The sequence below is a fragment of the Intrasporangium sp. genome (assembly GCF_036566125.1).
Lineage (GTDB): Bacteria > Actinomycetota > Actinomycetes > Actinomycetales > Dermatophilaceae > Intrasporangium.
Map to the genome: position 1 here is coordinate 1 of NZ_DATCWX010000349.1, position 2,471 is coordinate 2,471.

The window sequence follows — 2,471 nt, forward strand, 5'->3', positions numbered from 1 at the left end:
CGGCTCGTCTCCCGCCTGCGGGGACGAAGCCTCGTCGCGCTCCCCTATGCAGACGCTGACGTCGCGGCCACCAGCGACGTCGACCCGGACAACCCGGTCGCTCGCGACCTCGTGTCACGGGCCTCCGCGGTCGGCACCCGCCTCGGACAGGCGGTACGGGGGGACATCGCCTGGCCCGCGGACGGACTGCTGCCGCCCGGCCGGGACGCGGCCATCCAGTCGCTGTACTCGACCTCGGCGACCGGGAAGGCCGCCGGGATCATCGTTGACCAACGGGACATCACCGCGGACTCCCCCTTCACCCCGACGGCACGCCGCGTGTCTGACAAGGGCACCCGCCTCGTCGGCTACGACGTGCGACTCTCAGCGCTGCTGCCGAAGCGTTCCGACGCGACGCCGGTCCTGGCCACCCAACGCTTCCTCGCCGAGACGCTCGTGCTGCTCGGAGAGCTGCCGGGCAGGGCCCGCTCCGTCCTCGTCGTCGCGCCCCGAACGTACGATCCCGACCCCGCGGGTCTGGCGGCCTTCCTGCGCGCGACCACCCAATCCATCCCCTGGCTCGACAGCGTGGCGCTCGACGCCCTCGTCCGAGACGACGGGACGGAGAGCGCGCGCCCGCAGGAGAAGCCGGCGAAGGCGCCACCATCGGCAGCCCCCAAGCGGACCCTGAGCGAGTTCCGGCTCAGGCAGCTCGCTGAGCAGCGCGAGACGCTTGATGCCGTGTCCACCGTGGTCCAGGACGGCGCGGCGTTCGAGCGGACCTACGGCGAGATCCTCGACGAGCTGACGAGCACCCGATGGCGCTACCAGCCGGCCGCCTGGTCCCGGCTGCACAACTCGGTCAGCGCCGACGTCCGCAACGCGACGTCAGCGATCCGGGTCGTGCCTCGGCGCATCAACTTCCTCGCCGAGAACGGAACGCTGCGGATCACCGTCGAGAACGGGCTGGGCTACGCCGTCGAGGACCTGCGCCTCGTCCTCTCGCCGATGAACCCCAGGATCCAGATCCGAGAGCAGCCCGGCCCGGTGAGCATTGCGGCAGGACCCGGCGCTCGGCGCAACGTCAACGTGCCGGTCCACGCGGTCGCCGCGGGTAGGGCCGACATTCTCGCCTACCTCACCACCGCGGACGGGACACGGATCGGGTCGGCGGCCACGATCCCCGTCGCGTCCAACCCGCTCGACACGACGTTCTACTGGATCGGCGGGGTGCTGGCCGGCCTCGTGCTCCTCGCCGGGGTGGCCCGTGCCGTGGTCAAGGGCACCTCGCGCATCGACGAGATCGGCGATCTGGACACGATCGCCGAGCGCGACGAGGCCGCACAGAGCCGGAAGAACGACTGAGTCGCCCTAGTATGAAGCAGGACCGCGCTCCGGATCCCAGGTGCGGACGTGGTCACCGGACAGGTTCGCGCGCCCTCGCAATCGGCGCGGCTCTGGAGAGGAAGGGGTGACGCAGGTGCACGGGATTGGACCGGGAACGGTGCTCGGAGGACGCTATGCCGTCACTCTACGCACCTCTGAAGGGCCCCATCACGAGCGGTGGCGAGCCACCGACAACACCTTGGCCCGCGATGTCGTCCTCGTCTGCTTTCCCGTCGCTTCGTCCGTCGCATCGGCAACGCTCGACGCGGCCCGCCGCGCCGCTGGCGTCGAGGATCCGCGACTCGTCCGGGTCCTCGACGTGGGCACCGACGTGGACATCGCCTTCGTCGTCGAGGAGCCGCTGACGGGCGCCATGCCCCTGTCCCACATCCTCCACTCCGGCGGGCTGCCCGCGGAGGAGACCCGTCGGATCGTCGGCGAAGCCGCGAGCGCGCTCGAGAAGGCGCGGCATCGGGGACTGCACCATCTGACGCTCACGCCCTCATCGATCCTGCGCATGCCCGATGGAGACGTGAAGGTCCGTGGCCTCGCGACTGATGCGGCGCTCGTCGACGCCGAGCAGGCCTCCGACGAGCAGGCCTCCCGGATCGATGCCGTCGGTCTGGTCAAGCTCATCTATGCGGGCCTCACCGGCCGCTGGCCTGCAGGCCCGGCTGGGGCGAGCCGCGCACGCCCGGTCGGGCTCGAGCCCGCGCCGACGATGCTCGGCGGTGTCGCCGCGCCGTCCGAGATCGCGGTCGGGATCCCCAACGACCTCGACCTGATCTGCCGGATGACCCTCAACGAGGACCGCGGACCCGTATCCCCCGGCGACCTCGCCCTCCAGATCGCCCCCTGGCCATCAGAGCCGCCCACGAGCGACGGCGCCACCGGGATCCGGCTACCGGCCCAGCCCTCCGACATCACCCCTACGGGCGGGACGCCGGGAATGGCGCCGAGATACGGACCTGCCCACGGAGGGACGGGCGGCGATCTCTACGCACGCCTGTCCGGACGCCGAGGGACCCAGGACTCGGGAGCGGACGCGGGCGCGGCGAACGGATCGGGCGTGGGCGCCGCAGCGAGCGGAGCGGCCAGTGCCGGTG

The 2,471-nt window shown here is 71.7% G+C and carries 1 protein-coding gene and 1 pseudogene; both read left to right on the plus strand.

What is annotated here, in order from left to right; translation table 11 throughout:
- Window positions 1-1,344: DUF6049 family protein (locus tag VIR15_RS20670; RefSeq protein WP_331931297.1), on the plus strand; the 1,344-nt coding region annotated here is incomplete at its 5' end.
- A gap of 106 nt (window positions 1,345-1,450) precedes the next feature.
- Window positions 1,451-2,471, plus strand: a pseudogene (locus VIR15_RS20675) (protein kinase family protein); the annotation flags it as partial.